Source organism: Pseudarthrobacter sp. NPDC080039, from assembly GCF_040702335.1.
In the GTDB taxonomy this organism is placed as follows: Bacteria; Actinomycetota; Actinomycetes; order Actinomycetales; family Micrococcaceae; genus Arthrobacter; species Arthrobacter enclensis_A.
On record NZ_JBFBKY010000014.1, the window covers coordinates 23,687 to 46,679 of the forward strand.

General features: G+C 67.1%; 19 protein-coding genes. 8 read left to right on the plus strand and 11 right to left on the minus strand.

The genetic code is table 11. The features are described from left to right. Positions 1-87: 87 nt before the first annotated feature. From AB0313_RS14830 to catA, 5 genes are all read right to left on the minus strand, one after another. Positions 88-1,728 carry a GMC oxidoreductase gene (locus AB0313_RS14830; RefSeq protein WP_366306405.1) on the minus strand — a complete coding sequence of 547 codons (1,641 nt, stop codon included), beginning with the start codon at positions 1,726-1,728 and terminating at the stop codon, positions 88-90. Beyond that, the gene (locus tag AB0313_RS14835; protein WP_307303732.1) at positions 1,729-3,267 is read right to left on the minus strand and encodes an aldehyde dehydrogenase family protein; all 1,539 of its coding nucleotides are present in this window, start codon (positions 3,265-3,267) and stop codon (positions 1,729-1,731) included. Between the two features lie 98 nt (positions 3,268-3,365). Further along, a complete protein-coding gene (locus tag AB0313_RS14840) occupies positions 3,366-3,992 on the minus strand; it encodes a TetR/AcrR family transcriptional regulator (RefSeq protein ID WP_307303734.1) in 627 nt (208 codons plus the stop codon). Positions 3,993-4,067: 75 nt separating this feature from the next. Next, a complete protein-coding gene (locus AB0313_RS14845; RefSeq protein ID WP_366306408.1) occupies positions 4,068-5,351 on the minus strand; it encodes a benzoate/H(+) symporter BenE family transporter in 1,284 nt (427 codons plus the stop codon). A gap of 89 nt (positions 5,352-5,440) precedes the next feature. Continuing rightward, a complete protein-coding gene (gene catA, locus AB0313_RS14850; RefSeq protein WP_366306410.1) occupies positions 5,441-6,322 on the minus strand; it encodes a catechol 1,2-dioxygenase in 882 nt (293 codons plus the stop codon). A gap of 317 nt (positions 6,323-6,639) precedes the next feature. Here catA and benA point away from each other — a divergent pair, with 317 nt between their 5' ends. From benA to AB0313_RS14875, 5 genes are all read left to right on the plus strand, one after another. Continuing rightward, positions 6,640-8,025, plus strand: coding sequence for a benzoate 1,2-dioxygenase large subunit (gene benA, locus AB0313_RS14855; RefSeq protein ID WP_366306412.1), 1,386 nt, complete (start codon positions 6,640-6,642; stop codon positions 8,023-8,025). Between the two features lie 35 nt (positions 8,026-8,060). Beyond that, positions 8,061-8,597 carry a benzoate 1,2-dioxygenase small subunit gene (gene benB / locus AB0313_RS14860; RefSeq protein WP_141945254.1) on the plus strand — a complete coding sequence of 179 codons (537 nt, stop codon included), beginning with the start codon at positions 8,061-8,063 and terminating at the stop codon, positions 8,595-8,597. Positions 8,598-8,720: 123 nt separating this feature from the next. After that, a complete protein-coding gene (gene benC / locus AB0313_RS14865; protein ID WP_366306414.1) occupies positions 8,721-10,292 on the plus strand; it encodes a benzoate 1,2-dioxygenase electron transfer component BenC in 1,572 nt (523 codons plus the stop codon). Beyond that, entirely contained in the window at positions 10,292-11,119 is an 828-nt protein-coding gene (locus tag AB0313_RS14870) for a 1,6-dihydroxycyclohexa-2,4-diene-1-carboxylate dehydrogenase (RefSeq protein ID WP_366306416.1), read from the plus strand. Before benC ends, AB0313_RS14870 begins: the two co-directional genes overlap by 1 nt. Before the next feature lie 60 nt (positions 11,120-11,179). Further along, a complete protein-coding gene (locus AB0313_RS14875) occupies positions 11,180-14,011 on the plus strand; it encodes an AAA family ATPase (RefSeq protein WP_366306418.1) in 2,832 nt (943 codons plus the stop codon). 15 nt (positions 14,012-14,026) lie between these two features. Here AB0313_RS14875 and catC read toward each other — a convergent pair whose 3' ends face one another. Genes catC through AB0313_RS14890 form a run of 3 tightly spaced genes read right to left on the minus strand, consistent with a single transcriptional unit; the run spans position 14,027 to position 16,364 of the window. Continuing rightward, positions 14,027-14,305 carry a muconolactone Delta-isomerase gene (catC, locus tag AB0313_RS14880; RefSeq protein WP_366306420.1) on the minus strand — a complete coding sequence of 93 codons (279 nt, stop codon included), beginning with the start codon at positions 14,303-14,305 and terminating at the stop codon, positions 14,027-14,029. A gap of 29 nt (positions 14,306-14,334) precedes the next feature. Further along, positions 14,335-15,435, minus strand: a complete 1,101-nt coding sequence (locus AB0313_RS14885) for an enolase C-terminal domain-like protein (RefSeq protein ID WP_141945267.1) — start codon at positions 15,433-15,435, stop codon at positions 14,335-14,337. Beyond that, on the minus strand, positions 15,432-16,364 hold the full coding sequence (locus AB0313_RS14890) for a LysR substrate-binding domain-containing protein (protein ID WP_141945271.1): 933 nt from the start codon (positions 16,362-16,364) through the stop codon (positions 15,432-15,434). Before AB0313_RS14890 ends, AB0313_RS14885 begins: the two co-directional genes overlap by 4 nt. Before the next feature lie 420 nt (positions 16,365-16,784). Between AB0313_RS14890 and AB0313_RS14895 the strand changes: the two genes are divergently transcribed. Further along, positions 16,785-17,483 (plus strand): maleylpyruvate isomerase family mycothiol-dependent enzyme, encoded by a 699-nt coding sequence (locus AB0313_RS14895; RefSeq protein ID WP_366306422.1) that lies wholly within the window; start codon positions 16,785-16,787, stop codon positions 17,481-17,483. 64 nt (positions 17,484-17,547) lie between these two features. On the opposite strand, the gene AB0313_RS14900 is transcribed toward AB0313_RS14895, so the two are convergent. The 3 genes from AB0313_RS14900 to AB0313_RS14910 form a co-directional block, all read right to left on the minus strand. Then, positions 17,548-18,525: an ABC transporter substrate-binding protein gene (locus AB0313_RS14900; RefSeq protein WP_366306424.1), complete on the minus strand. Its 978-nt coding sequence runs from the start codon at positions 18,523-18,525 to the stop codon at positions 17,548-17,550. Between the two features lie 239 nt (positions 18,526-18,764). Then, positions 18,765-19,463: a type 1 glutamine amidotransferase domain-containing protein gene (locus AB0313_RS14905; protein ID WP_366306426.1), complete on the minus strand. Its 699-nt coding sequence runs from the start codon at positions 19,461-19,463 to the stop codon at positions 18,765-18,767. 45 nt (positions 19,464-19,508) lie between these two features. Next, positions 19,509-20,381 (minus strand): aldo/keto reductase, encoded by an 873-nt coding sequence (locus tag AB0313_RS14910; RefSeq protein WP_366306428.1) that lies wholly within the window; start codon positions 20,379-20,381, stop codon positions 19,509-19,511. Between the two features lie 139 nt (positions 20,382-20,520). Between AB0313_RS14910 and AB0313_RS14915 the strand changes: the two genes are divergently transcribed. Both AB0313_RS14915 and AB0313_RS14920 read left to right on the plus strand, forming a co-directional pair. Continuing rightward, a complete protein-coding gene (locus AB0313_RS14915; protein ID WP_366306430.1) occupies positions 20,521-21,513 on the plus strand; it encodes an LLM class flavin-dependent oxidoreductase in 993 nt (330 codons plus the stop codon). Between the two features lies 1 nt (position 21,514). Continuing rightward, entirely contained in the window at positions 21,515-22,978 is a 1,464-nt protein-coding gene (locus AB0313_RS14920; protein ID WP_366306432.1) for an MFS transporter, read from the plus strand. Positions 22,979-22,993: the final 15 nt, after the last annotated feature.

Sequence of the window (22,993 nt, forward strand, 5' to 3'; positions counted from 1 at the left end):
AGCACGATGGGACAGGCCGCCCTGGGGTGCGGCGGATTAACGCTTGGGGCCGTGGCTGTCGGGAATGCGGGCCCTAAGGCCTGCCGCTCAGGCGAGGGCTGACGTCAGCTCCAACTCGTTCGTTCCATCGACGCCGGTGCGTCCGGCTCGGATCAGGTCGGCACAGCGCTCGCCGATCATCATGACGGTGATGTTGGGGTTCACGGTGACGTGTTCGGGCATGACGGACGCATCCGCCACCCGGAGCCCGGTGACGCCCTTGACCCGCAGCTCGGGGTCCAGCGGCGACATGTCGTCGTCGGCCGGGCCCAGGCGGACGGTCCCGACGGGGTGGTACACGGTGTTGTGGGTCTTGCAGATGTAGTCCTGCAGTTCCTCATCCGTCTGCGCCTCGATGCCGGGCGAGAGTTCGCGGCCGGTCCATTCCGCCATGGCGGGCTGGGTGGCGATCTCGCGGGCCTTGCGGATGCCGGCCACCATGACGCGCATGTCATGGCCCTCCGGATCGGTGAAGTAGCGCGGGTCCACCATGGGCTTGTCGCGGAAGTCGCGGCTGCGCAGCCGGACGGTGCCGCGGGAGCGGGCGTGGGTGACGTTCGGGGTCAGGCTGAAGCCGTTCTCGGTGGTGGGGTAGCCGTGCCGCAGCGTGTTCATGTCGAACGGGACGGACCCGTAGTGCATCATCAGGTCGGGGCGGTCCAGGCCGTCCTCGGTGGGGGTGAAGATGCCGATTTCCCACCACTGCGTGGAGGTCTGCACCATGGGCTGCTTCGCCTCGAACTGCACCACGCCTTCGGGGTGGTCCTGCAGATGCTCGCCCACGCCGGGGGAGTCCACCAGCACCTCGATGCCGTGCGCGGCGAGGTGTTCAGCCGGGCCGATGCCGGAGAGCATGAGCAGCTTGGGGGAGTCGATGGCGCCGGTGGACACGATGACTTCCCGGTGGGCGGTGAGCCGGTGGGTGCGGCCGAAGGCTCCGTCCACCACGTCCACGCCGGTGCAGCGCTTGTCCGCGTCGAACACCAGCTGGCGGGCACGCAGCCCGGTCAGCAGGGTGAAGTTGGGGCGGTCCACGATGGGGTGGATGTAGGAGACCGAGCTGGAGGCGCGGGTGCCGTCCGCCTGCCGGTTGATCTGGAAGAAGTTGGCGCCGTTGACCACGGTGGTGCCGGTGTTGAACCTGGCGCGTGGGATGCCTGCCTGCTCGCAGGCATCGAGGAGGGCGACGCCGGCAGGGTCCGCCGGGGGCACGTTCATCAGGTGCACGGGGCCTGAGCCCCCGTGGTGGGGTGCGTCAGGTCCGGCGTCCTCGTTGGTTTCCAGGCGCTTGTACAGCGGCCACGCGGCGTCCGCGTTCCAGCCGGTGGCGCCGTACTTGGACTCCCACTCGTCCAGGTCCTCGCGCGGAGCCCAGAAGGCGATGCAGGAATTGTGGCTGGAGCAGCCGCCCATCACCTTGGCGCGGGCGTGCCGCATGAAGGAGTTGCCGTTCTCCTGCGGCTCGATGGGGTAGTCCCAGTCGTAGCCGGATTCCAGCAGTTCCATCCAGCGGTCCAGCTGCAGGATTTCAGGGATGTTGCGGTCGTCCGGGCCCGCTTCGACGAGGGCGACGGTGACCTCCGGGTCCTCGCTGAGCCGTGCGGCCACGGCGGCGCCGGCGGACCCGCCGCCGATCACGACGTAGTCGAACCCGCGGTCGCTCACGTCCTCAATGTTGTCGTAGTGCATCTAGTTCTCCTTGCTGTGGTCAGCGAACCAGCCGGTGACCTGCGGCCTGGTGTTCTGGTAGATGTGCTTGGCTTCCTGGTATTCGGCCAGGCCGGTGGGGCCCAGCTCGCGGCCGACGCCGGACTGGCCAAAGCCGCCCCACTCGGCCTGCGGGAGGTAGGGGTGGTAGTCGTTGATCCAGATGGTGCCGTGCCGAAGCCTGCCCGCCACCCGCTGGGCCTTCCCGGCGTCCTGCGTCCAGACGGCCCCGGCCAGCCCGTAGATGGTGTCGTTGGCGATCGCCACGGCCTCGTCCTCGGTGCGGAAAGTTTCCACCGTGACCACCGGGCCGAACGCCTCGTCGGTGACCACGGACATGCCGCGCTGCACCTGGTCCAGGATGGTGGGCAGGTAGTAGAACCCGGCGTCGTACTTCTCCCCGGAAGGCGCCGAGCCGCCAGTCCTCAGCCGGGCGCCTTCGGCGATGCCGCGCTGGACGTACTCGTGGACACTGTCGCGGTGTCCTGCCGAGATCAGCGGGCCGGTCTCGGCGTCGTCGTCGAAGGGGCCGCCCAGGCGGATGCCTTCAGCGCGGCGCACCAGTTCATCCACGAAGCGTTCGGCGATGGATTCCTCGACCACCAGTCGGGCGCCCGCGGAGCAGACCTGGCCGGAGTGGACGAAGGCACCGTTGAGCGCGTTGTCCACTGCGGCATCGAAGTCGGCGTCCGCGAAGATGACGTTCGGATTCTTGCCGCCCAGTTCAAGCGCAATTTTCTTGACGGTGGCGGCAGCGGTGGCCGCGATGCGCTTGCCGGTTTCCAGCCCGCCGGTGAACGAGATGAGGTCGACGTCGGGGTGTTCGGACAGCGGTGCCCCAACCTTGGTGCCAGGCCCGGTGAGAAGGTTCGCGACGCCGTCGGGCAGGCCCAGGTCCTGCATGAGCTGCATGCACAGGATGCTGGTGGACGGGGTTAATTCGGCCGGCTTGAGGACGAAGGTGCAGCCGGCTGCCAGGGCGGGTGCGATCTTCCAGGCGGCCTGGAGGAGGGGGTAGTTCCACGGTGTGATGAGGCCGCAGACGCCGACCGGTTCATAGACAATCCGGCTGACGACGTCCGGATTCCCGGCGTCCACCACACGGCCCGGCTGTTGGCCCGCGAGCCTGCCGAAGTACTCGAAGCAGGCGGCGATGTCATCGATGTCGATGCGGCTTTCCACGATGCGCTTACCAGTGTCCAGCGATTCGGCGCGGGCAAACTTTTCCCGGTGCTCCCGCAGGCCGGCGGCGACCTTGAGCAGGAACGTGCCGCGCTCGGGGGCCGGGACGGAAGACCAGACTCCGGAGTCGAAGGCTGCCCGGGCCGCGGCAATGGCGCGTTCGGCGTCCTCACGGCCGCCTTCGGACACCATGGCGACTACTTCGCCGTCGGCGGGATTGCGGATCTCCCGGGCGGCGCCGGAGGCTGCCGGTTCCCAGCGGCCGTTGATGAACAGGGTGCGGGGCGTCTCGGGGAGGGCGCGTGCGGCGGCGTCCCCGTCGGGTGTGGCGTAAGTCATACCGAGCACAGTAATGGAGATTGAACAACTGTTCAATACTTTTCTTGAACAGTTGTTCAATGCTACGCAAGGGTGACTGTTGTTTCCTTGCTGCAGGATTAGGGCTGGCCGGGTTCCTGGTCCTGGCCGGCTGTGCCATCCAGCGGCGCGAACGCGATCTGCTCCGTCCGCTCGATGCTTCGCTCGATTGACGCCTTGTCGACGCCGAGCAACGCGGTGAGCCACACGCCGTTCTGGATCACCACAATGTCCGACGCCCGCTCCCTGCACACCTCCCACGGCAGCTCCGGCTTGGCGCTGGACACCAGCGCTGCGACACCGTCGATGTACCGGTCGAACGCGGCGGCGTTGATCTGGGCGTAGTCCTCGTCGGCCTGGGCGAGGGCCCACAGGTGCAGGCGCAGGGACAGGTAGCGGGTGGTCAGCAGGTCAGCGGCCGCCACCCGGCGGAGGGCCCTGCGCAGCTGTTCATCCGGGGCCAGCGACGGGTCCGGGGCAACGAGCCGGAGGTCGTGCTCATCAACCCGGCCCAGGGCGGCCCTGATCAGCGTGGCCTTGTCGTCGTAGTAGTAGTTGACCAGGCCCAGAGCCACGCCGGCCTCGCGCGCCACGGAGCGCATGCTCACCCCTGAAATGCCATGACGGGAGAGCAGGTCCATCGCCGCCTCGAGGATGCGGGATTGCCTGTCGGATTGTTCGCCGGAGTTCACGGCACTGGTCCCCATGCCGCCACACTATTGCCTAACCAGCCCGGAGCGCACTTTGCCGGGCTCCGACGGCCCTGTTGGGGGCCCGGTCCGTCAGGACTGGGCGTGGTCCGCACGTTCAAGCAGGCGGGACACCGCGTACCCAATGACCAGGCCCCAGAAGGCCGCATGGATATTGAAGAGGTTCATGCCGGAAATGGTCACCACGAACGTCACCAGCGATCCAAGGGTGAAGCTGGTTGCGAAGGCAGTGACGAAGGCTTGCTGGAGGGCCCGCAACATCGCTATGCCGCCCAGTGCCAGCACAAACTCCTTGGGCGCGGCCAGCATCAGCCGGGTCAGCGTGGGGGCAAACAGCGCGAACACCAGGGCCAGCAGGCCGTAAGCCACGGCAGCCGTGTATTGGCGCTGCCGGCTTCCCGACGACGTCAAGAGGGCGTTGGTGGGACCGGTCACGCACGCCGAGACGGCGCCGAAGCCGGCGTTCAGCACAGAAAACGCCCCGGAGGCGATGGCGAAGGCATTCACGGGCGGGCGATGGCCGGCGGCGCGGAGGACGGCGATGCCCTGGCCGTTTTGCACGAACAACACTGTCAGGGCCAGGGGAACCACCAGCTCAAGCTGGGCGGCCCAAGTGAACTCAGGGGCGGTGAAAACCGGGGTGGCCAGGAGTGGGCCGCCTGCCGGGAGGTTGAACTGGCCGCTGGCCGCCACGGCAATGCAGCCTGCCACCAGGGTGCCCAGGACCGGCGGCAGGAACCTGCCCAGCCTGGGGACTGCGGTGAGCACCAGGAATGCGGCCACCATCGGAGCAGCCACGGCCGGGTTGTCCTGGGTGGAGGCAACGATGTCTGTGCCGAACTTCAGGAACACCGCGGCCACCATGGCCATCACGAGTGGCATGGGCACTAACGCCATAGCCCGGCGCACCACCCCGGTGGCGCCCAGGGCGAGGATCAGCACGCCGGAGGTGAAGAAGGCCCCGACGACTTCGGGGAAGGACAGGTGCTGCAGGGACGGTCCCAGGAGAACCGTTCCGGGGATGGACCAGGCGAAGCCCAGGGGCTGCCGGTAAAGGAGCGACATCAGGAGCGTGGCCGCCCCGCCGGAAAAGAGAATGCCAAAAACCCAGGACGACAGCTGGCCCTGGGTCAGGCCGCCCGCCGTCCCTACGGCCAGGGTGACGGCTATGGGTCCGGAGGCCGCGAAAATGAGTCCGATTGTCCCGTTGGAAACATAGGAGAGGCCCAGGTCGCGAAGAATCGTGCGCGGGCCCGCGGGCCTGACCCCCGGGCGTTCCAGCAGGGGTTCCCGCGCGGGCGCGGGCGGGGCCGACCCGACGGATGTGGCTGGCGGGTCGGGGCGGGGGTGGCTCATTGGAACTCCTGGCTGGCGCGGAAAGCCGGAGGCGCTCCGAAGCATAGCTCCGGAGCGCCTCCGTTCGGGGGTGTCTCCCGGTTTGCGTGCTACTTCTTCTGGCCCTGCTTTGCCAGGACGTAGTCATAAACTACTTCCTCGCCGGCTCCATCGGTACGCGGACGGGGGTCCAGCATCAGTTCAGGCTTGACTGCCGAGGCGATGTCATCAGCGTTGTGGGGGTCGCCCGGGAAGTACAGCTGCTGGGTTACCGGCTCGTAGCCCGGTGCGGACACCTTGATGTGGATGTGCGCCGGACGCCAGGCGTGCCAGCCGGCGGCGCTGATCAGCTGCCCGCAGGCGCCGTCCGTGGGGATTTGGTAGGGCGCCGGACGCATCGTGTTGATCTCGAACCGGCCGTCGTCCGAGGCCTTGACGGTGGCCCGGAAGAGCCACTCGGGCATGCCGGGCGCGTACTGGGAGTAGAAACCGGCGGCGTCCGCGTGCCAGATCTCCACCTGGGCACCCTGGATGGGGTTGCCATCGGTGTCGGTGAACTGGCCGGTGAACCGCAGCGGGGTGCCCTCTTCGCCGTCGCGCATTTCCACGGTGGCGGGCGTCTGGAGTTCCGGGGAGCCGGGAACGTAGTAGGGACCCTCGATGGTGCCGACGGTGCCGGGACGGTCCTGGGAGTTCACGTCCTCAACGGTGTGTTCAAGCCAGACGTCGAGGAACAGCGGCCATTCACCGTCCGTGCCCACCTTGATCAGCCAGGCTTTGAGGGCGTTGTACTCCTCGTAGGTGACCTGGTGCTCGACGACGATGTCGTTGGCGGCCTTGATCAGTGCGCCGGCCAGCAGGCTCACTCGTTCCTTGGATACATCCACCCGGGAGAGCTTGCCTGACGCGGCGAACCGTTCGGTTGCCTTGGAGCCCGCTTCGACGGCGGTGCCCTCGTTCTCCGTGCGGATGTCGGTTGGGGTTTGGGTCATGACGATGTCCACCTCTTCGTTGAATGGGACAGGAAGGGCTCCTGCGCCCGACGCGGTCAGCTTGACCTGCCCTGCACACCACCGCGTGATGTCGGTCTCATCCTAGGCACGCTGATAAGGACGCTACAAATATCAACTGGGCGTCTTTTTTGTCATTATGCGTACATAAAAACACCCTTGGTTGACGCTAGGTATTTACCTGATGTGAGGAGAGTCACCAGCGGGAAGAATTGCAGGACAACGTCCGCTGACGGAGTTTTCCTCCCGGCTGGACCTCCCGCCCATTCGTCCAGCAATCTCCAATGAAGGAGCACGCCATGACCGAGAACCTGATCCATGTCCGCGAGGTCCTTGCCGACGCCGTGATCGACGACCGTGAGAACGGGGTCATCCGGGCCAAGCGCGAGATCTTCACCGACCAGGAGATTTTTGAACTCGAGATGAAGCACATCTTCGAGGGCAACTGGGTCTACCTCGCCCACGAGTCGCAGATCCCCAACGTGGGCGACTACTTCACCACCTACATCGGCCGCACCCCCGTGATGATCAGCCGGGACAAGGACGGGCAGCTGAACTGCCTCGTCAATGCCTGTTCGCACCGCGGCGCCATGCTGTGCCGGCGCAAGACGGACAACCGCACCACCTTCACCTGCCCGTTCCACGGCTGGACCTTCAAGAACTCCGGCGAGCTGCTGAAGGTCAAGGACTCCCGGAACGCCGGCTACCCCGAGACCTTCAACAAGGAAGGCTCACACGACCTCACCAAGGTGGCCCGCTTCGAGTCCTACCGCGGCTTCCTGTTCGGCTCGCTGAAGGCCGACGTGCTTCCGCTCGAGGAGCACCTGGGCGACGCCACCAAGGTCATCGACTCGATCGTTGACCAGTCGCCCGAAGGCCTGGAAGTGCTGCGCGGGTCCTCCACCTACACCTATGACGGCAACTGGAAGGTTCAGGCCGAGAACGGGGCCGACGGCTACCACGTCACGGCAGTGCACTGGAACTACGCCGCCACCACGGCCCGCCGCAGCGCCGGTGACTCCGCCAACACCACCAAGGCCATGGATGCCGGCAAATGGGGCAAGGTCAAGGGTGGCTTCTACTCGTACGACCACGGGCACCTGCTGCTGTGGCAGGAATGGACCAATCCCCAGGACCGCCCGCTCTGGGACCGCCGCGACGAACTCGTGGCTAAGTACGGCGAAGAGATGGCGAACTTCATGATCAATATCTCGCGCAACCTGTGCCTCTATCCGAACGTCTACATCATGGACCAGTTCTCCTCCCAGATCCGCCACTTCCGGCCCATTTCCGCTGACCAGACCGAGGTGACGATCTACTGCATCGCCCCCAAGGGGGAGTCCCAGGAGAACCGTTCCAAGCGGATCCGCCAGTACGAGGACTTCTTCAACGCCACGGGCATGGCCACCCCGGACGACTTGGAGGAATTCCGCTCCTGCAACAAGACCTACTGGGCCACCAGTGCCCCGTGGAATGACATGACCCGTGGCTCGGCGCACGAGATCGCGGGCCCGGACGGGCAGGCGCAGGCCCTGGGCATGACCAGGGTGATCGCCTCCGGCATGCGCACCGAAGACGAGGGGCTCTACCCCATCCAGCACGGGTACTGGAAAGAAGTCATGGACCGGGCCCTGGCGGAGGAAGAGGAGCGTTCCGCGCTGGAATCCGTCCCCCTCACCGCCTGACAGAGCCCACCGGAACCACAGAGAGCGCAGAACTCATGACCAACCTGACCCACACCGCCCCGGTCCTGAAGACCGCAGAGGACATTGCGACCCTCGAAACCGTCCGGGCGTTCCTCTACCGGGAGGCCCGCCTGCTGGATGACCGCCAGTTCGATGAATGGCTGGAGTGCTACCACCCGGACTCCGAATTCTGGATGCCGGCCTGGGACGTGGACGACCAGTTGACCCAGGATCCCCAGAACGAGATCTCCCTGATCTACTACGACAACCGCGGCGGCATCGAGGACCGGGTGTTCCGGATCAAGACCGACAGGTCTTCGGCCACTTCCCTTCCGGAGCCGCGCACGGGCCACAACATCACGGACGTCGAGGTTTTGGCGAACGACGGCGGCAAGGTGGAGGTGCGCTTCAACTGGTTCACCCTCTACTTCCGCTACAACACGACGGACACCTACTTCGGTACCAGCTACTACACGCTGGACCTTTCCGGTCCGCAGCCGGTGGTCCTGAAGAAGAAAGTGGTCCTGAAGAACGACTACATCCACCACGTGGTGGATGTCTACATGATCTGACCTGCCCGCAGCCGGCGCCCGGGACGTACTGGCGCCGCAGGGCAGCTTCCACCGCTGTGCCCGCCGGGCACGCCACAACTTTTCCGGGCCGCGATGGCGCGCCCGCCCAGTCAGGAGGACCCCATGGGCCACAAAGTAGCCCTCAGCTTCGAGGACGGCGTCACCAAAGTCATCAAGGTCGGCGACTATGAGACCGTCATGGATGCCGCCTACAAGGCACGCATCAACATCCCGTCGGACTGCCGCGACGGCGCCTGCGGTACGTGCAAGGCGTTCTGCGATTCCGGATCCTTCGACCCGGGTGATTACATCGACGACGCCATGACGGAGGAGGAACTCGAAAAGGGCTACCTGCTCACATGCCAGGCCGTTCCGGAATCCGACCTGGCCATCCAGATCCCGGCCACGTCAGAGTCGGCCAAGACGGCGGCGGCTACCTTCAGCTCCACCATCAAAGAGCTCAACCGGCACACGGACACCACGGTGTCCTTCACCCTGGAGGTGGACAACCGGGATGCGCTGGCCTTCCTCCCCGGACAGTACGTCAACCTCAAGGTTCCGGGCACCGACGCCGAGCGCTCCTACTCCTTCAGCAGCGGTCCCGAGGTCCAGGACGCGTCCTTCATGGTGCGCGTGACTCCCCAGGGCGCCATGTCCGAATACCTGCGCGACCGCGCCGCCGTAGGCGACACCATCGAATTCACCGGCCCCTACGGATCCTTCTTCCTGCGCGAGCCCAAACGGCCCCTGCTGCTCCTGGCCGGCGGCACCGGACTCGCCCCGCTGCTGTCCATCCTGGAAAAGCTCTCCGACAACCCGCCGTCCAGCCCGGTCCACCTGGTTTACGGGCTCACCCGCGAGGCCGACATCGTTGGCCTGGACTGGCTGCGCGCCTATGAGGCGAAGCTGCCGGGCTTCACCTGGGACTACATCGCCTCCGAACCCGGCACCTCCGCCCCGCACACCGGCTACGTCACGCAGATCATCGAACCGAAGCACCTGAACGACGGCGACGTGGACATCTACCTCTGCGGCCCGCCGCCTATGGTTAACGCCGTCTCCAAGTGGCTGGACACCGAAGGCATCAAGCCCGCCAACTTCTACTTCGAACGTTTCGCGCCGAAGGAGACCACCGGAGGCGACGCGGAAACGGGCGCCCCGGCACCGGCCGCGAAGATCCAGGCCGAAGGCGACACCATGAGCCGCGGTGAGGCCGTGTCCTCGCTGCAGACCGGCCGGCTGGACTTCCGCAAGGAGGACAGCTTCGCCCAGCTCGATGCCCGCATGGGCCTGGAGCTTGCCGTCAGCGAACTGCTGCTGGGAAGGCTCAGCGACAAACAGCTGCGCCAGTTCCGCCGGCTTGCCGAAGCTACTACCGGCTCGGTGCAGGCAGGGAACATCACCGATCCCGAGGAGTTCGCGCGCACCAACGAGGAATTCCACGAGTACCTCTTCACGGTCTGCGACAACCCCATGCTCCTGGAGTCCTACCGGCGCCTAGACGTCCATGCCCAGATGGCCGCGGCCTTTCAAGCCGGCACGCCGATCTTCGAGCGCGTCACCCAGGACCACCTTGAGATCGTGAACGCCTTCGAACGCGGGGACAAGGACCACCTCCGGGCCGTCATCACCGCCCATGCCCAGGACGCGAAGGACACCATGGCCGGTGCCATCGACGCCAAGGCCGCGCTCTGATGGCTGCGCCGTACGCCGGGCAATACGTGACCCCGGGCAGGTTCGGCGGCAAGGTCGCCGTCGTCACCGGCGCCGCCCAGGGGATAGGCCGGAAGGTGGCCGAGCGCATCGGCGCCGAAGGCGGCGCCGTGGTCCTGGTGGACCGCGCGGACCTGGTCCACGACGTTGCCCGCGGCATCGACGAGGCCGCCAAGGCCTCGGGCTCGGGCGGCTCGGCCACCTCCGTCACCGCAGACCTGGAGACATTCGCCGGCGCCACCCAGGCCGTCAAGGCCGCGCTCGCGGCCCACGGGCGCGTGGACGTCCTGGTCAACAACGTCGGCGGCACCATCTGGGCCCGTCCCTACCAGGAGTACGACGAGGACAAGATCGAGAAGGAAATCCGCCGCTCGCTCTTTCCCACACTTTGGACCTGCCGTGCAGTCCTGCCGGCCATGATGGAACAGGGCTCCGGCACGATCGTGAACGTCTCCTCGGTAGCCACCAGGGGAATGCACCGGGTGCCCTATGCCGCGGCGAAAGGCGGCGTCAACGCCCTCACGCAGTCGCTGGCCATGGAGGCAGCCGGGCACGGCATCCGCGTGGTGGCCACCGCCCCGGGCGGCACTGAAGCCCCGCCGCGGAAGGTCAAGCGCGGGCCGGAAGCCGTGTCCGCCACCGAGAAGGACTGGTACCAGGTCATCGTTGACCAGACGGTGGAGTCCTCGTTCATGAAGCGATACGGCACCCTGGACGAGCAGGCGGCGCCCATCGTGTTCCTTGCCTCGGACGAGGCGTCCTACCTGACCGGCAGCATCCTCCCGGTGGCCGGCGGTGACCTGGGGTAGGGGCCAGTGCTGGACGCGCGGCACCAGGGGCGTGCGGGCCGCTCCGGTAGGATTGCGGCCATGACAGCGGGCTCCACCCAGGGCGAGAAGGCGGAGGACTTCCCGCTGGCGGGCCGGGCCGCGGCGTTCGAGCAGCTGCTGGAAATCCTCCGCACGGTGCGCAAGGGCAAGGTGGGAACCGTTGTCCTGTCCGGTCCGCCCGGGTCCGGCAAAACCGCGCTTCTGGAACTCTTCCTGGACCACTGCCGGACCGCGGCCCGCGGCGTCCGCGTGCTGTCCGCCATGGGGGACGACTGGGAGGCACAGTTCGCCCTTGCGGGCTACTCCCAGCTCATGCGTACCCTCCCGCTCCGTACGCCAAAGGATTACGACGGCGGCCAGGCCCTGGCGCCCGGGCCCGTCGCCTCCCTGACGCCCGGCCAGGTGGTCAACTACGCCGCCACCCTCAGCACCCATCTCGAAGGGCTGCAGACGCACGGCAGCGTGGTGGTCGCCGTCGACGACGTCCACAAGCTCGATGAGGAGAGCCTGCGCATCCTCACCTTTGTCATGCGCCGGCTGCACGACAAGCGGGTCCTGTTCCTGCTGACCCTTGACCCTGGTGACGCGCCCCGCGTCCCCGCCGGCGTGCTCGACTTCCTCACCGGCCACCAGGTGGCCCGGATTCCGCTGGAACCCCTCTCGCCGCAGCAGGTCCAGGATGTGGCCCGGAGCCTGTTCGGCCTGGACCTCAGCGCGACGGCGGCCCACGGCCTGGTGGCGCACACCGGCGGGATAGCCCAGTCCATCGTGGAGCTGCTCCGTGAACTGCCCCCGGAGACCTGGCAGTCGTGGTTCCCTTCCCTGCCGCCCACCTCCCGGGTGCGCGCTAGGGTCCGCAGCGTCCTGGCAGCCGCGTCCCCCACCCTAGTCGCCGCAGCGGAAGCCGCAGCGGTGCTCGGTCCCGGCGCGGGCCTGGCTGAGGTGGCCAGGGTGGGCGGCCTGGAATCCGTCATGCCGGCGCTCGATGAGGGACACCGCGCCGGGCTGCTGGGACTGTCCGTGGACCAGTCACGCTCCGCCGTCGCCTTTCTAGAACCCGGCTCCGCGGAAGCCGTTTACGAACAGATCGTCCCCAGCCGGCGCATTGCCCTGCACCGGAAGGCCGCCGAGGTTGTTCAGTCCGAGGGTGAACAGCTGGGCCACCGCGTTGCAGCCACCCCGGCCGCAGACGAAACCCTGGCCGCGGAACTGGAAGAGTTCGCGCGGCGGCAGGCCAGGGTTGGGGCGTGGCAGGATGCCTCCACCGCGCTGTTCTCCGCTTCGCGGCTGTCCCCGGATATCCGCGCCCGCAACCTCCGGCTCCTGAAAGCCGTCGACGCCCTGGTGGGCTCCGGCAACGTGGCCCAGGCGCAGGCTTGGGCCGGGGCCGTGGATGCCCTGCAGCCGTCGCCCCTGCGCTCCTCGGTGCTGGGGTATTTGTCCACCGTGTCTGGCCAGAATGACAGCGCCCAAAGCCAGCTGGAGATGGCCTGGCGCACCAGCAATCCGCAGCATGACCCCGCCGCAGCAGCACAGGTGGCCCAGCGGTTCGTCCTCCACGGGGTGGCCTCCTGGGACGGTCCAATGATTACGCGGTGGGCTGAGCGCGCCATGTCACTCACGGAGCCCGGAACACCGGCGCACATCGAGTCGGAAGCCATCTACGGCCTGGGCCTCTATGCCCAGGGCCGCATATCGGACGCCGAGGCCTCCTACCAGCGGGCCTCCGAGCAGGCGGCCGAGAATGCCCAGAAGCAGCGGGTGCAGATGGGCGCCGGCTGGCTGGCTCTGCGCCTGGACAACGCCGAGTCCGCGCTGGTGAATTTTGAGTCGGCCGCTCCGACCGATTACCGCGGGGGATCGCTGCGGATCTCCCTGTGGGCCGAGGCCTGGCTGGCCCGCACCCACCTTGTGCTGGGCAACTGGGATGCCGCCGCCGCCACCATCTCCCGGGCAAGCGTCCGGCTGGAGACCTCGCGGATGCCGCTGATCCGGCCGCTGCTGTACTGGACGGCCGCCGAGCTGTGGTCCATGCGGGGCGACTGGGACCGGGCACGCTACTACGTGTCACAGGCCGCGGTGCAGCCGGGAACCTACCGCGCCATGCAGGTCCCTGCCGGCCTGGCGCGCGCCCGTTTCCACGAGGCACGGGCGGACTACGAAAGTGCCCTTGCTGCCCTGCAGCCGCTGGCGGAACTGGACCCCTGGACTGATCAACGGGTGTCCTTCTGGCCGTGGCAGGACACCTACGTCAACGCGCTGGTGATGACCGACAAGCTCGATGCCGCAGAGACGTTCCTTACCGCGTTCGAAGGAGTGCACCGCGAGCGGGAAGTCCCTTCGGACCTGGCCCGCATGGCGTGGGCACGGGGGCGGCTGCTGGCCGCGCAGGGGGACCCGGACACGGCAAGGGAGTACTTCGAGGCGGCGCTGGGGCACCTGGGCGGGCTCAACCGCCCCTATCTGCGGGCACGGATCAGTTTCGCGTTCGGGCAAAGCATGCGCCGGGCGGGAAAGCGACGCCTGGCGTCGTCAGTGCTGCGTGCTGCGCGGGACCTGTATGACACCCTCGGCGCGGCCACGTATGTGGAACGGTGCGACCGCGAGCTGAAGGCAACAGGCCTGGATGTGGGGTACCTGCCGGACCCGGCGGACCCGGTGCTTTCTTCGGTGGGCGGCCACCATCAACAGCTCACGGCCCAGGAACAGGCCGTGGCCGAGCTGGTGGCTGCCGGGGCAACCAACAAGGAGGCGGCCCGGGCCCTGTTCCTGGCCGAAAAGACGGTGCAGTACCACCTGACGCGGCTGTACCGGAAAATGGGAATCCGGTCCCGCAGTGAACTCGCGGCCGCGTTCCGGGCCAAGGACTGACCCGGCGACCGGCTGCTACTTCACGTCCGAGGGGTGCTTGGCGAGCGGAACAACAGTGATGTCCATGTAAGGGAACAGTGGAAGGTCCTGCAGGATCCCGTGCAGTTCGTCGTTGGATTCGACGTCGAAAATGGAGTAGTTGGCGTATTCGCCCACCACGCGCCAGATCTCGGGCCACTTGCCGGAGCGCTGCAGTTCCTGGGAATAAGCCTTCTCCCGTGCCTTGATTTCGGCAGCTTCGGCGGCAGGCATGCCGGCGGGCAGTTTGACGTCCATATGGACCATGTACTTCATGGATGACCTCTCGATGGAAGGGATGCTTTTCAGTCGGTGCGGTAGTGCGCGAGCTTGTCGTCGTCCACGTCAGTGCCCACGCCAGGGCCTTCAGGAACGCGAATCCGACCGTCCGCGATGGCCAGCGGCTGGGCCAGCAGGTCATCGGACATGTCCAGGTAGTTGGACAGTTCCGCGGCGCGCCTGGCCGTGTGGGCGAACGCTGCGCCGAACACCACCGAGGCCACCGTGCCCACCTGGGTGTCGATCTGGTTGCCGATGTAGACGTCAATGCCCATGCCCTCGGCCATGCCAACGATCTTGGCAGCTTCGGTGAAGCCGGACCGGGCGGTCTTGACGGACAGGAGGTTGGCGCCGCCGGTGAGGATTTCGCGGGCGGCTTCGCCCAGGTTGGCAGCGGATTCGTCGGCGGCAATGGGGATGGGGGAGTTGGTGACCAGGCGGCGGCGGCCCAGGACTTCGCGGGCGTCGTCCGGCTCCTCAAGGAACTGCAGGCCGAGGCCGGAGGTGCGGCGCAGCACCTCGGCGGCCTCGTTCGCTGTCCAGCCGCGGTTGGCGTCCATGTACAGCTCGGCGTCCTCACCCAGGCCCTCCCGCAGCACTCTGGCGGCTTCGATGTCCAGCTTCAGCGGGCGGCGGCCGGTCTTCAGCTTGAACGTGTTGATGCCGTACGTTTCCCGGAACTCCAGGGCCAGCGCCAGGAGTTCCTGGGCGGGTTTGAACCCGAGCATGTGGGACACCCGCAGAGAGTCGGTGTAGCCGCCCAGCAGTTTGGTCACGGGCTGCCCCAGGGATTTGCCAATGACGTCCCATACGGCAATGTCCACTGCGCCCTTGGCCGTCTGGTTATGGATGGTCCGGGCCAGGACGGCCTGGATCTTTTCCCGGTCAAAGACGTCGGTGCCCACCAGCTGCGGGGCGAAGACATCCTGCACCACCGCGACGATGGACTTCTGCGTCTCGCCATAGGTGTACGGGCGGGGTGGAGTATCTGCTGTTCCCACCACGCCATCGTCGGTGTGGACGCGGACCAGGACGTGGTCGGCCTCGTGCACGGAGCCGGACGCGAAATGGAGCGGGTGGCGGTACGGGATCGAATAAGGGATCGCCTCGATGGCTGCGATCTTCATGATGGGAGGTGCCTTTCATCAACAGGAGCAGGGGGTGTGGCAGGCGCCGGCGCGCCGGCCGTGGCGGTGACCACGACGTCCAGGAAGTTCTGCAGGAGGGCCGAGCGGTGGCCGCGCAACCAGGCGACGGCGAGTTCCACCGGGGGAACGTTGTCGATTTCCCGGTACGCGACGCCATCGAGCTGGAAGGCGCGCACGCCGGACGGCATGACGGCAATGCCGCCGCCCGCGGCCACGAATGCCAGCATTGTCGAGGTCTCACCAACCACCTGCGTGATCCGCGGCTGGAAGCCTGCCTGGCGGCAGAGGTCCGAGGTAATACGGTTCAGCACGGACTCCGGGGCGTAGGCGATGAAGTCCTGGTCCTGCAGTTCGTGCATGGCCACGGGCCGGTCCACCGCCAGGGCGCTGAAGGAGGGAAGCGCGACGACGAGTGGCTCCTGGGTGACGACGCGGTAGTCGATCTCCTCGGACGCAACGGGGGGACGCAGCAGTGCCGCGTCCAGGGTCCCGTTTCGCAGTCCCGCTTCCATGGACGGCGTCAGCATCTCTCCGTTCAGCGCCAGCGACAGGCCGGGAATGACCTGTTTGGTGAGCCGCGCGATCCGGGGCATCACGCCGTAGGTGGCCGACCCGGAGAACCCCACCCGGAGGACGCCGGTGGCGCCCTTGCCCACTTGGTAGACATCCGCCCGGAGCGTCTCAACGTCGTTGACGATCTGGCGGCCTCGGTCCAGCAGGAGCTGGCCCGCCGCCGTCAGGTCCACCCGACGGGTGGTGCGGTTGAGGAGCTGGACGCCCAGCTGGTCCTCCAGCTGGCGGATCTGCTGGGACAGGGGCGGCTGCGCCATGTGCAGGCGCTTGGCCGCCCTGCCAAAGTGGCGCTCTTCCGCAACCGCAATGAAGTAGTTCAGCTGCCGGATCTCCATTGCAGGCGCACCTCTCCAACTTTTCGGGTGAGGCGCGATGCGGCCTCATTGATTCATAGAATAGCCCTAAAAGATCCCACTGAGATACTTTTCCGACGTAATCTAGCTGCTCCTCGGCCGCGGTCCCGGCGTGTTCCACGCTGTGCTGGCCAGTGCCGTGGCAAATCCAGCCTGACAGGCAATGTGACGTGCGGTATATGAGGGAAATGCCCGGTTTCGCGCCGGGGGTGCATTGTGCCGTTTCCGCATATCAAAGGGGCTGTCTTTGCGATGGATCCCGCCGGAACAGGCCTAATGCGCCCGGCTAAAGGGGAATTCCGGCGGCGATGGGACGGAGGGGGCTCATCCATATGCGGACGGTGTGGACCGGGCGGACCGTAACCGTGGCCGGGGGTATGGTGCCGCGGTTAGGCTGGCGGAATGATCAATCCAGCACGGCTGCACTCAGACCTGTCCCGCCTGGGCCGGGAGACGGACATGTTCCTGGCCACGGTCTCCTCCTTGTCCGATGAAGAGCTGGCTGCTCCTTCATTGTGCGAAGGATGGACCCGTGCGCACGTCATCGCCCACGTCGCATCCAGCGGACGTGCCCTGGTAGGTCTGATCGACTGGGCTACCTCCGGGGAGGAACGCCAGTTGTACGCTTCCCCTGAAGCACGCTCGGAGGCCATCGCCGCAATAGCTGCGCTGCCGCGGGAGGAGCTCCTGGCTGAAGTTCGGGACTCTGCCGCCAATTTTGCCGGTGAAGCCCAGCGGTTGACCGGGGAGCTTGCGGCGCCGGAAGTCAAGGTGGCCGGCCGGGAGCTGCCGGCCACGTCCATCGTGGCGCTGCGGATCGCCGAGGTGGTGGTGCACCACCACGACCTGGAAACCGCCTGGACCATCGATGAGGCAGACCCCGATTCGCTGTTGAACGCCATCGAGGCCGTGGTGCGGGCGCTGCGTTCAAAGGGAGCGCCCGGGATGACGCTGGTTACCGAGGAACGCGATGAATGGGTCATCGGCGACGGCGCCCTCCGGGTTGAGTCGGACCGGGAGGGCCTCCTGAAATGGCTCGCACGTGGCGACGCCACGGAGCTTGAAGCGGCAGGCCCGGTGCCCGCACTGCCGTCCTGGTAAAGCTAAGGAAAAATCCCCCCGGGCAACGAAATGCGCCCGGCGGGGATTCCTTCGTCGGTGGCCCCTATGTTTTCGGCAGGCCCGCCGGGTTCAGTTCGGACTTCTGGATGGCCTCCGAGGAGAGGCCCCAGCGGTCCAGGATCCGGGCGTAGGTGCCGTCGTCAATCAGGTGGTTCAGCGCAGCCTGCGCCGCGACCGCCAGGCCGTTGCCCTTCTTGGTGGTGAAGGCGATCTGTGCCGTCAGCGGCCAGCCGCCGTTCAGCGTGCCCACTTCCTTCGTCTTTCCGTCCTGCGCCGCCTTGTACGCGGCAGCGGCGTTGGGGCCGAACGTCAGGTCCGCGCGGCCTGACTGGAGGGCCAGGCTTGAGGCGGAGTCGTCGTCGTAATACTGGAACTGGACCGGCGCCAAGCCGTTCTTCCTGTTCTCCTCATCCCAGCGCACCAGGATGGCTTCCTGGTTGGTGCCGGAGCCCACGATGATCCTCTTGCCCGCCACGTCCTTGGCTTCCTTGATCTCCCCGATGCTGGAGTCGCTCTTGGCGTAGAAGCCCAGGAGGTCGTTGCGGTAGGTGGCGAAGTCGAACTTTTCCTTGCGCGCCTCGGTGACGGTCACGTTGGACAGCACCGCCTCGTACTTGGACGATTCAATGCCCAGTGGCCAGTCCGCCCAGGCGACGGGCAGGACCTCCACCTGCAGGCCGAGGGACTCACCCACGGCGTAGGCGATATCCACCTCGCTCCCGATCAGGGTCTTGTTGTCCGTGGCGAACAGGCTGAGCGGCGCCGCTCCGCCCGTGGTCACCACAGTGAGCTTGCCGTCGGCCTTGATGGACTCAGGCACCAGGGCCGCCGCGGCAGGGTCTGTTGAGACTTTGAAGCGGTCCTGTTCGGGGGACAGGTTGAAGGTTTTGCCGGCCGAGTTGGTGGCGGACGACGACGGCGCTGTCGCCGCCGAGGCGCCGGGATCGGAGCAGGCGGCCAGTCCCAGCAGTGCTGAGACGGCAAGGGCTGCGACGGCGGCCGGCTTGGTTGTGATGGGCATGGTTCCTCCTGGGAAGGGCCGAAAGATGCGGCGGGAGTGCGCGTTGCAGCAACTATCCGGCAGCCCCTTCGAAGGAATCAAAGGCCCGCGAAACCCGGAGATACAGGGAGTAACGGCGGTTCACCGGAGGACCGGCGGAGACATATTCCCGGCAGGGCAACAAGGCCGGGAGACGGCAAGAGGGGACCGGTCCGCATTGAACTGGTCCCCTCTTGCCGCGTCAGGGTCGGCGCGGGTGCCTACGACAGCGCCGCCAGGACTTCCTTGGCCACGTCCCCGCTGGACTGCGGGTTCTGGCCGGTGATCAGGTTGCCGTCCCGCACCACGTTGGAGGACCAGGCGGCGCCGTTTTCGATCACGGCGCCCTTCTCCTTGAGGGCGTCCTCCACCAGCCATGGCGTGTTCTCGCCGGTGCCGCCGCCCAGCTCTTCCTCGTTGGTGAAGACCGTGAGGCGCCGGCCCTTGAAGGCGAACGCGCCGTCGTCGTCCGTTGCGCTCAGCAGCCCGGCGGGTCCGTGGCAGAACGGGGCAATGATCTTGCCGGCCTTGTTGGCTGCCACCAGGATGCGGCCCAGATCGGCGTCCTTGTACAGGTCCGCCATGGGGCCATGCCCACCGGGCATCACCACGGCATCGTAGGAGGCGACGTCGACGTCGGCCAGGACCAGCGGGTGGGCGAGCTCGGCGTCGATCTTGGCCAGGTAGTCCTTAAAGCCCTGCGCACGGTCCTCGCCGCCGGCCGACTCTGCGGCAAGGCTCACCTGGTCCACGGTGGGCTTCCTGCCGCCGGGGGTGGCGATGTGGACAGTGTTTCCTGCCTCCGTGAGGGACTGATGCGACACCACCAGTTCCTCAGCCCAGTAGCCCGTGGGGTGTTCGCTGCCGTCCTTCATGGTGAGGGAATCTGCGGCCGATACGACCATCAGGATGTTTGCCATGGTGTTTCTCCTGTCGTTGCTGACGTGAGTGGCCGAAGCCGCTTGCTACTTGCCGGCTGCTTCCAGCTCGGCGTACGTGTCGTCGTCGAGCGTGATGCCGGCGGCGGCCATGTTTTCTTCCAGGTGCTGCACGGATCCCGTGCCCGGGATGGGCATCATGACGGGGGAGCGGCGCAGCAGCCAGGCCAGTGCCACCTGGGAGGTGGTGGCGCCAAGACGCTTCGCGGCCTCGTCCAGCGGGCCACCCGGCTGCGCGAGCTCACCGGCGGAAATCGGTGCCCACGGGATGAAACCGATGCCGTTCTCCTCCGAGTAGCGCAGCACGTCCTCGGAGCTGCGGTCGGTCAGGTTGTAGCGGTTCTGCACGGTGGACACGGTGAAGTGCTTTCCGGCCGCTTCGAGCTCCGCCACGCTCACCTGTGACAGGCCCAGCGCTCGCACCTTGCCCTCGTCCTGGAGCTCGCGCAGCACACCGAACTGCTCCTCGGCGTCCACTTTCGGATCGATCCGGTGCAGCTGCAGCAGGTCCAGAGTGTCCACCTTCAGCTTGCGCAGGCTCAGCTCCGTCTGCTGGCGCAGGTATTCCGGTCGGCCCACCGGGATCCACTTGTTGGGCCCGGTGCGCGTGAAGCCCACCTTGGTGGCGATCTTCAGCCCCTCCTTATACGGGTGCAGGGCCTCGGCGATGATTTCCTCGCTGATGTTGGGGCCGTAGGAGTCGGCGGTGTCGATGAAGTCAACGCCGAGTTCGACGGCGCGGCGCACCACGGCCACGGCAGCCTGGCGGTCTGCGGGCTCGCCCCAGACGCCGTCACCCACGATGCGCATGGCACCGAAACCGAGCCGGTGCACGGTTCCCAGGTCCTTGAGGTCAATCGTTGCGGACAGTTCCAGCTGGTTCGTTGAATCATGGCTCATAGGGGCGGCAACCTCATCAGTGTGCTGAGTATTCCGGAAATCACGAAATAAGCCGGGCCCTGCCGTGGTTATGCCTCAAGTGCCCGCCGTGATCCGGCCGGCCACTCTTACGAAACGTTCCTGAAAGGCCGCACCTGACGTGACTCTTCCCCTTTCCATCCTTGACCTGGCGACCATCGGCAAAGGCCAGACGGCGGCGGAGAGCTTCGCGGGCAGCGTGGCCATGGCGCAAAGCGCCGAAAAGCTGGGCTACCGGCGCATCTGGTACGCCGAGCACCACAACATGTCCTCCATCGCGTCCTCCGCCACCAGCGTGCTGATCGCGCACGTGGCCGCACAGACGGAAAGCATCCGCCTGGGAGCCGGCGGAATCATGCTGCCCAACCACTCCCCGCTGACCATCGCCGAACAGTTCGGCACCCTGGAAACCCTGCATCCAGGCCGGATCGACCTGGGCCTTGGGCGCGCGCCGGGCAGCGACCAGAACACCATGCGCGCCCTACGCCGCGACCCCATGTCCGCGGACAGCTTCCCGCAGGACGTGCTGGAGCTGCAGGGCTACCTGACCGGGCCCACCCGGATCCAGGGCGTCGAAGCCACCCCGGGCAAGGGCACCAACGTCCCGCTGTACATCCTGGGCTCGTCCCTGTTCGGCGCCCGCCTGGCCGCGCAGCTGGGCCTGCCCTACGCCTTTGCCTCCCACTTTGCCCCGGCCGCGCTGCAGGATGCGGTGGCCACCTACCGCCGCGAATTCAAGCCCTCCGCACAGCTCGATGCGCCGCACGTCATTGCCGGCGTCAACGTGATCGCGGCCGACTCCGCATCCGAGGCACAGGAGATGCTGCAGGCCACCAAGCGCGCCCGCGTCTCGCTGTTCTTTGGCGGCGGTACCCGTGAATTCACCGACGACGAGGCGGACATGATCCTCGACTCGCCCCAGGGGCGGCACATGGCCCAGATGATGACCTACTCCGCAGTGGGCACGCCGGACGCCGTCATCGAGTACCTGGACAGCTTCGGCAAGCACGCCGACGCCGACGAACTCATCGTGGCCCACCAGAGCCCCGGCACCAGGGAGCGCCTGCGCTCCGTCGAGCTGCTGGCCGAGGCCGCCGGACTGGTACGGGTCTGACATGGCAAACGCAAAAGACGGCGTCGGGTTCCGCTCCGAACGCGGGCCCATCCTCATCGCCCTGATGCTCTCCACGGGCCTCGTGGCCATCGACTCCACCATCGTGGCCACGGCGGTCCCCTCCATCGTCCGGGACGTGGGCGGGTTCGCGTCCTTCCCTTGGCTGTTTTCCGCCTACCTGCTTGCGCAGGCGGTGTCCGTGCCCATCTACGGCAAACTCTCCGACATGGCAGGCCGCAAGCCCCTTATCCTGACCGGGATTGGCCTGTTCCTGCTCGGTTCGGTGCTGTGCGGGATGGCGTGGAGCATGCCCTCGCTGATCGCGTTCCGCGCCCTGCAGGGACTGGGTGCCGGCGCCGTGCTGCCTGTCTCCGTCACCATCGCCGGCGACATCTACACCCTGCAGGAGCGGGCCAAGGTCCAGGGCTATTTGGCCAGCGTCTGGGCTGTTTCCTCGGTGGTCGGCCCCAGCCTGGGCGGCATCTTCTCCGCGCTGGGCATCTGGCGCGGCATCTTCCTGGTCAACGTCCCGCTCTGCCTCCTGGCCGGGTGGATGCTGATCCGCACCCTCCACGAGAACGTGGAACGCGCCACCCACAAGGTGGACTACGCCGGAGCCGTGCTGCTGGCCGGATCGCTCGGCCTGCTCATCCTGGGCGCCCTGCAGGGCGGCCAGGCGTGGGCGTGGAACTCCCCCATCAGCATTGGCGTGTTTGTGGTGGGAGCAGTCCTGCTCGGCGCGTTCCTGCTGGTGGAACGGCGTGCAGCGGAACCCATCCTGCCCGCCTGGGTAGTGTCCCGGCGGCTCCTGGCCACCACCGCGCTGGTCTCCTTCGGCGTCGGAACGGTGATGATCGGCCTGACCTCCTACGTGCCCACCTTCCTGGAGGGCGCCCTCTCATCCTCGCCGCTGGTGGCCGGCCTGGCGCTCGCCGCCCTGACCCTCGGATGGCCGCTCAGCGCCTCGCAGGCAGGAAAGTTCTACCTCCGGATCGGGTTCAAATCCACCGCCCTGATCGGCATCACTATCTCGGTGGCGGGCCTGCTGATCCTGTCCCTGACCGCCTCCTCGCCCAACGTGGCACTGATCGCCGTCAGCTGCTTCGTCGTCGGGCTCGGCCTGGGCCTGCTGGCAACCCCCACCCTGATCGCCGCCCAGTCCAGCGTGCCCTGGCATGAACGCGGCGTGGTGACCAGCACCAACATGTTCGCCCGGTCCATCGGCAGCGCCCTGGGCGTGGCCGTGTTCGGCGCCGTGGCCAACGCCATCTACGGCGGCAGCGACGGGGGCAATGCCGCTTCCGCCACGGTGATCAGCGCCTCCGGCGCCGTGTTCCTGGCGGCGCTGGTGGCCGGGCTGCTGACGGTCGCGGCCGTGCTGGCGATGCCCGCGGTCAAGGCCGAAGACAGCGGCAATCCCGATGCGGAGCCAGTTCCCACCCAGGCGGAAGGCAGCTCCAGCTAGGCTGCCGCCGGCGGA